Raw genomic sequence first — 7,012 nt, forward strand, 5'->3', positions numbered from 1 at the left:
AGAAGCAGGCAGCTTCAAGCCATTGAAAGGATAATCAAAATGAATAGCCAAGCAAAAATCAGCAATAAAAAACTCAATGCCAAAGAGCGTTATCGAATATTGACCCGTGATCTGGACTGGGAGTTTTCCTATGCAGATCGAAAAGATGCCTTTCCTTATGAAGAATTCGAAGGCATAAAAATCACTGACTGGTCAAAATGGGAAGACCCGTTCCGTTTAACCATGGATGCCTATTGGAAATACCAAGCTGAAAAAGAAAAGAAACTGTATGCCATTTTTGATGCATTTGCGCAAAACAATGGACAAATGAATGTTTCGAATGAACGTTATGTCAATGCCATCAAACTGTTTTTAACCGCAGTGACCCCGTTGGAATATCAAGCTTATCAGGGTTATGCACATGTTGGACGCCAATTTGGTGGAATCGGCGCTCGAATTGCTTCACAGATGCAATCTATCGATGAATTACGTCATGTACAAACTCAGATTCATGCGATGAGTCATTACAACAAGTTCTTTGACGGTTTCCAAGATTGGGCACATATGCATGATCGTGTTTGGTATTTATCCGTTCCGAAATCATTCTTTGAAGATGCCCGTTCAGCTGGACCGTTTGAGTTTTTATTGGCGATCAGTTTTGCTTTTGAATATGTATTGACCAATCTGTTATTCGTACCATTTATGTCAGGCGCAGCCTATAACGGTGATATGGCAACTGTCACCTTTGGCTTTAGTGCCCAATCAGATGAAGCACGCCACATGACACTCGGTTTAGAAATTGTCAAATTCTTACTTGAACAGCATGAAGATAATGTACCAATCGTTCAAGAATGGATTGATAAATGGTTCTGGCGTGGCACCCGTTTGCTCTCCATCGTCGGCATGATGATGGACTATATGTTGCCAAATAAAGTCATGTCATGGAAAGAAGCTTGGGAAACCTACTTTGAAGAAGCAGGTGGTGCATTATTCAAAGACCTTAGTCGCTATGGCATTCGTATGCCGAAATACAGTGAAGTCATCACCAAAGAAAAAGAGCATGTATCACACCAAGCATGGTGGATTTTCTATAACTTTGGTCATGCGGCTGGCTTCCATACTTGGATTCCAACAGATGAAGAAATGGATTGGTTATCTGCAAAATACCCTGACACTTTTGACCAATACTATCGCCCACGCTGGGAACTGGCACGCAAAATGGAAGCCGAAGGTAAACGCTTCTATAGCGCAGGCTTACCACAACTTTGCCAAGTCTGCCAAATTCCAATGACATTTACAGAGATGGATGGCGACCAAACCATGTTCAGTTATCGTGAGTCAATTTACCAAGACGAACGCTACCATACCTGTTCAGATGGCTGCCATGACATTTTTGAAAGAGAGCCTGAAAAATACATCCAAGCTTGGTTGCCTGTTCATCAGATTTTACAAGGCAATTGCGGTGGTCCTGACTTAGAAAGCATTTTAAGGGACTACTACAATTTCAATGTGGGTGCAGACAATCTTGACATAGAAGGTTCCCCAGACCAAAAACGCTGGAAAAAATGGAAAGGTAACGCGGCTTAATCCACCACTCAAAACAACAGCACCAAGGAACGGATGTCGTCGCTAACGACTACATCCTCTCAAGGATTTATTCAAAAAATTTGAGGAATTACCCCATGACCGTAAAAGCGATTGTAGAAAATTATCAATTTGAACCTTTAGATCTCCAGCAAAAATACGGCGACAATATGCTGCTATTTATTGGCTGGGATCATCATACACTTTTTTGTTCTGCCCATACTTTTGTCGTTTCAGCGCATCAAACTTTTCAAGAGTTGCTTGATGGACAGATTCAAGTAGGTTTCGAACAACACCCTGACTTTGCAAATATTGATTGGTCAAAAGTTGAGTTTTACCTTAATCGGCAACGGTTAAACGTGGACTTTTCTAAATCTTTAGCGGATTTGGGTTTTGATCACAAATCACTCCTACGCTTTGTTACGCCTGAATTACAAGGTTACAACGGCACACACGTTTAAGGAGAATGAAGATGAGCTATCAAGTTACCATCGAACCCATCGGTACCACGATTGAAGTAGAGCAAGATCAAACTATTTTGGATGCTGCATTACGCCAAGGGGTTTGGCTACCCTTTGCATGTGGGCATGGCACATGCGGGACTTGCAAAGTCCAAGTCACAGACGGCTTCTACGATGTTGGCGAGGCTTCACCGTTTGCATTGATGGATATTGAACGAGAAGAAAATAAAGTTTTGGCCTGCTGTTGTAAACCTGAATCTGACATGATCATCGAAGCAGATGTGGATGAAGATGAGGATTTCTTAGGCTACTTGGTTCAAGACTACCAAGCAAAAGTGGTCGAAATAACCGACTTATCACCAACGATTAAGGGCATCCGTTTTGAAATTGATCGTGAGATGGCATTTCAAGCTGGACAATATATCAATCTCCATATCCCCAATGTCGAAGGGACTCGTGCATTTTCAATTGCAAACTCACCCAGTGAAACCAATATCATCGAAGTGCACATTCGTAAAGTCGAGGGCGGTCAGGGAACACAGTATATCCATGAACAGTTAAAGCTGGGAGATAAACTCGCTCTTTCAGGTCCATATGGGCAATTCTTTGTGCGTAAGTCTGACCAACAAAATGTCATCTTTATCGCAGGCGGTTCGGGGTTGTCTAGTCCGCAATCCATGATCATGGATCTGCTTGAACAAGGTGATCAACGCATCATATATCTTTTCCAAGGCGCACGTGATCTGGCTGAATTGTATAACCGAGAAAAATTTGAACAGCTTGTCAAAGAATATCCAAATTTCAGATACATCCCAGCGCTGAATGCACCCAAATCAGCAGACGATTGGACAGGTTTTACAGGCTTTGTGCATGAAGCTGTGGCAAATTATTTCGAGCACAAATGTGGTGGACACAAAGCCTATTTATGTGGACCGCCTCCGATGATTGATGCTGCTATTTCTACATTGATGCAAAGCCGTTTGTTTGAAAAAGATATCCATACTGAACGTTTCTTGAGTGCTGCGGATGGTGCAAAGGAACAATCACGTTCAGCACTTTTCAGACACATCTAGACCTAACGCATGTCTTTATACAATTTTAGTCAAAGATACAGTTGAGTGATCTCGACAAAACAAGATCACTCCCAACATTCATATCAATCAAAGGAAGATGATGATGAACCGTCAAGAAATAGATAAATTAGTTCAACAAATGAATGTAGACACTGCAACAGGTGAAGTGAATCCACGTGTTCAGCAAATTGTCGTTCGTCTACTCGGAGACTTGTTCAAAGCTATTGAAGACTTGGATATATCTCAAACTGAACTTTGGAAAGGTTTAGAATACTTTACCGATGCAGGTCAAGCCAACGAGCTTGGTCTGTTGGCAGCAGGATTAGGCTTAGAACACTATTTAGATCTGCGTGCTGATGAAGCCGATGCGAAAGCTGGTATTACAGGCGGAACACCACGCACGATCGAAGGTCCATTATATGTTGCAGGTGCACCTGAATCTGTCGGCTTTGCCCGTATGGATGATGGTTCTGAATCGGATCATGTTGATACGTTGATCATTGAAGGTATTGTCACAGATACGGCTGGAAATAAAATTCCCAATGCCAAAGTAGAAATTTGGCATGCCAATAGTCTAGGCAATTATTCTTTCTTTGATAAATCTCAGTCTGAGTTTAATTTGCGCCGTAGTATTTTCACAGATGCCAATGGTCAATATGTCGCACAAACCACCATGCCTGTAGGTTATGGCTGTCCACCCGAAGGTACGACACAAGCGCTACTCAATTTGCTGGGACGTCACGGCAATCGACCATCTCATGTTCACTACTTTGTCTCTGCACCGGGTTATCGCAAACTCACCACCCAATTCAATATTGAGGGTGACCAATATCTGTGGGATGACTTTGCCTTTGCCACACGTGAAGGCTTAATTGCCACGGCAAGTGAAGTTACAGCTATTGACGAGATTAAAAAATATAATTTAGATCAGCCTTTTAAGCACATTAACTTTCATTTTGAATTGGTCAAAGACACTCAACAAATTCCCTCAACAGAAGTTAATCGCCGTCGAGCAGCAGCTTAACCTCAAACATCACGATTTCATCTAACACAATGTACCTATACAGAAGCTTATAGGTACAGCTCGATGTCATAAAAATATCATTGAAAAGGATTTTCTATGAAACAACTCATCTTAAAACTTTCACTTACATTAATGCTCGGTTTAAGCACGCACATCGTTCATGCTACGGAAAATGGTGCAGACTCATTTGCCTTAGGTGCAGAAGGTATGATGGCAGGTGCCTTACCTCCACCGGGTGTTTACTTATTAACTTATTATCAAAATTATCATGCAGGACATTTTGATCAAGGTCCTCCCAATTTTCATTTAGACGTCAATGCTTTTATTCCTCGACTGGTTTGGATGACAGAGCAAAACTATTGGGGAGGTCAACTTGGATTCTATGCGATTCAACCGATGGTCGATTTGCGCCTCTCAGCAGCAGGTATGTCAGACCATAACACCGCCTTGGGTGATCTAATGCTCGGTTCAATGCTTGGTTGGCACCGTGGTAATCATCACTGGATTGGCGCGATTGAAACAGTGCTTGCTACTGGAAAATATGACAAAGTAAGCATCACTCAACCTTTGGTTGCCAATATAGGAAAAAACTACAATACCGTACGACCAATTTTTGCCTATAGCTATGCACCTGAAAATGGTTTAGACCTTTCTACGAAAATCTCTTATAGCTTTAATACAGAAAACGATGATACACATTATCGATCTGGAGATTATTTTGCAGGAGATTACAGTATAGGCTATAAGCTTTCAGATCATGTTAAAGTTGCTATTGAAGGTTATGCGTTTAAGCAAACCAAATCAGATCGCCAACATGGTGACAATATTGGTATGCGTGGACAGGTTTTGGCTGTTGGTCCTGCCGTACAATATCAAGATAAAAACTGGTCGGTCGAAGCGAAATATTTAACTGAGACTCAAGTTGAAAATCGCCCAAAAGGTCATACCGGACTATTAAAATTTGTTTGGGCATTCTAATTTTAAACGGGTCTGTTTTGATCATAGGGTATTCACCAATCTTGTATTTTCATGGCGCTACTACTGAAAATACAAGATCCTTTCCCTGCTCCACTGTTCTTGCCCTTACACTCAATTAAATTCAGATTGATCTTTTCATCTTGCTTTTGACTATACAAAAGCCTAAAGTAAACTTTACTGTTAAAAAGAAATTAGTAAAATGAATATCAGTCAATTATCTAAACAAAGCGGTCTAAGTACGCCGACGATTCGTTACTACGAACAAATCAAACTACTCCCCAAAGCCAAAAGAAAATCTAATGGTTATAGAGAATACAGTGAAGATGATCTTAAGCAGCTTTTTTTGATTCAACAGGCACAACAAGTCGGTTTTTCATTGAATGAAATCAAGTCTTTCTTACCCTCTCAAGTTGGTCAATGGAATCACGATATATTGATCGGTATTTTAGAAAGTAAAATTAAAGATATTGAAGAATTAGAGCAAAAGTTAAGTCTTAGCAAACTGAATCTACGCACCATGATTCACGCAATCAATAACAAACCTGATGAAATTACTTGTGCGGAAAATGCACAACGCTTACTGAATCTTTATTATGCAAAGGAACAAATGTAGCCCAGTTATCCATAAATCATAAAAGTGCTTGACCTTAAACCTCACTTTAAGCATAGCATTGAATACAGGTGGACGATTAGGAACCTGTTATGTTTAAACGTTGGAATCTTCTTTATCGGTGGATGGGCATTTTTATGGTGATATTCGCAAGTGGTCAAAGCACAGCATCTGAATCTACTCAAAAAACAAACCCCGTAAAATCAAGCGGAAAAATTTTGGTCGTTATGACGAATCATGCAAAGTATCCCTCACGTTCAGACACGACAGGATTGTGGCTGACTGAGCTTACTCATTTTTATGATGTTGCTCAAGCAGCAGGATACGACATGGATTTTGTCAGCCCTCAAGGTGGTACTGTTCCACTGGATGAACGGAGTTTAAAATCTATCTACATGGATGCATCAGCTAAAGCACATCTAGCAGACCCAAATTTTGTACAACGGCTGAACACCACACTGGCACCTAATGCAATTGATTCAGCACATTATCAAGCCGTTTACTATACTGGTGGGCATGGGACGATGTGGGATTTCCCCAACAATCAAGCCCTACAAAAGATCAGTGAAAAAATTTATCAACAAGGTGGGATTGTTTCAGCAGTATGTCATGGTGTCGGTGGATTATTGCCTTTAAAAAAACAAAATGGACAACCGCTGATTGCAGGAAGAACTGTGACCGGTTTTGCCAATATTGAGGAAACGCTGTCTGGAATTAAATCTCAAGTTCCCTTTTCTCTACAAAACAATTTAATACAACGCGGTGCTCAATATAAACGAGGTTTTCTCCCTTTTACCTCTTATGTGATCTCTGATGACAGGATCATCACTGGACAAAATCCTCAATCCAGTAAAGAAGTTGCTGAGGCTGTGATAAAACGATTAAAAAGTCTAAAGTAATGTGAGTTCGAAGTAACCACATCCTTAACTAGAAGAAAAAAATAAATCTCTGCGGAGTCTTACTGAGTTTTCATTCAATTTTAGGATGAGGAGCGGTGCTCCGCAAGCGCAACCATCAATAGCGTTTCATTTCTCTTGATCAATAAAATGAAAGCGATCAATAGATTGTTTGATGATCTAAGGCTTGCACAGCCACGCTTTATTTCTAAAGTTTAAATTGTTTTGCGTAGGCGATGGCTCACTTTTCAGAGATGAAAAGTGACAAAAATCTTTCGTTGAGCGAGGGGTACATCCTATATACCCCCGCTCAACATGGCGACATCCATGTCGCTTCACGATAGCAAGACCATCTATAGATTCAAAAGGGCGAAATAAATGAATCATCCAAATCACTTGTATGAATA

7 protein-coding genes are annotated in these 7,012 nt (G+C 40.7%); all 7 read left to right on the forward strand.

What is annotated here, in order from left to right; all coding sequences use genetic code 11:
* Nucleotides 1-39: 39 nt before the first annotated feature.
* The 7 genes from AAV97_RS02775 (at nucleotide 40) to AAV97_RS02805 (ending at nucleotide 6,608) form a co-directional block, all read left to right on the forward strand.
* Nucleotides 40-1,566, forward strand: coding sequence for an aromatic/alkene/methane monooxygenase hydroxylase/oxygenase subunit alpha (locus AAV97_RS02775; protein WP_046759743.1), 1,527 nt, complete (start codon nucleotides 40-42; stop codon nucleotides 1,564-1,566).
* A gap of 95 nt (nucleotides 1,567-1,661) precedes the next feature.
* On the forward strand, nucleotides 1,662-2,024 hold the full coding sequence (locus AAV97_RS02780; protein WP_004829544.1) for a phenol hydroxylase subunit P4: 363 nt from the start codon (nucleotides 1,662-1,664) through the stop codon (nucleotides 2,022-2,024).
* 11 nt (nucleotides 2,025-2,035) lie between these two features.
* Nucleotides 2,036-3,097, forward strand: coding sequence for an NADH:ubiquinone reductase (Na(+)-transporting) subunit F (locus AAV97_RS02785; protein ID WP_046759744.1), 1,062 nt, complete (start codon nucleotides 2,036-2,038; stop codon nucleotides 3,095-3,097).
* A gap of 103 nt (nucleotides 3,098-3,200) precedes the next feature.
* Nucleotides 3,201-4,121 (forward strand): catechol 1,2-dioxygenase, encoded by a 921-nt coding sequence (catA, locus tag AAV97_RS02790; RefSeq protein WP_046759745.1) that lies wholly within the window; start codon nucleotides 3,201-3,203, stop codon nucleotides 4,119-4,121.
* Between the two features lie 96 nt (nucleotides 4,122-4,217).
* Nucleotides 4,218-5,099 carry a SphA family protein gene (locus AAV97_RS02795; protein ID WP_046759746.1) on the forward strand — a complete coding sequence of 294 codons (882 nt, stop codon included), beginning with the start codon at nucleotides 4,218-4,220 and terminating at the stop codon, nucleotides 5,097-5,099.
* Nucleotides 5,100-5,298: 199 nt separating this feature from the next.
* Complete coding sequence (locus tag AAV97_RS02800; protein WP_009586765.1) at nucleotides 5,299-5,712, forward strand: MerR family transcriptional regulator; 414 nt, start codon at nucleotides 5,299-5,301, stop codon at nucleotides 5,710-5,712.
* Nucleotides 5,713-5,801: 89 nt separating this feature from the next.
* On the forward strand, nucleotides 5,802-6,608 hold the full coding sequence (locus AAV97_RS02805) for a type 1 glutamine amidotransferase domain-containing protein (RefSeq protein WP_046759747.1): 807 nt from the start codon (nucleotides 5,802-5,804) through the stop codon (nucleotides 6,606-6,608).
* Nucleotides 6,609-7,012: the final 404 nt, after the last annotated feature.

The sequence above is a fragment of the Acinetobacter sp. Ag2 genome (assembly GCF_001005515.1).
Classification (GTDB): Bacteria; Pseudomonadota; Gammaproteobacteria; order Pseudomonadales; family Moraxellaceae; genus Acinetobacter; species Acinetobacter bereziniae.

Bases quoted from the DNA above. Each gene is read 5' to 3' on its own strand.
- AAV97_RS02775 (WP_046759743.1), top strand. From the start codon at position 40: ATGAATAGCCAAGCAAAAATCAGCAATAAAAAACTCAATGCCAAAGAG.
- AAV97_RS02780 (WP_004829544.1), top strand. From the start codon at position 1,662: ATGACCGTAAAAGCGATTGTAGAAAATTATCAATTTGAACCTTTAGAT.
- AAV97_RS02785 (WP_046759744.1), top strand. From the start codon at position 2,036: ATGAGCTATCAAGTTACCATCGAACCCATCGGTACCACGATTGAAGTA.
- catA (WP_046759745.1), top strand. From the start codon at position 3,201: ATGAACCGTCAAGAAATAGATAAATTAGTTCAACAAATGAATGTAGAC.
- AAV97_RS02795 (WP_046759746.1), top strand. From the start codon at position 4,218: ATGAAACAACTCATCTTAAAACTTTCACTTACATTAATGCTCGGTTTA.
- AAV97_RS02800 (WP_009586765.1), top strand. From the start codon at position 5,299: ATGAATATCAGTCAATTATCTAAACAAAGCGGTCTAAGTACGCCGACG.
- AAV97_RS02805 (WP_046759747.1), top strand. From the start codon at position 5,802: ATGTTTAAACGTTGGAATCTTCTTTATCGGTGGATGGGCATTTTTATG.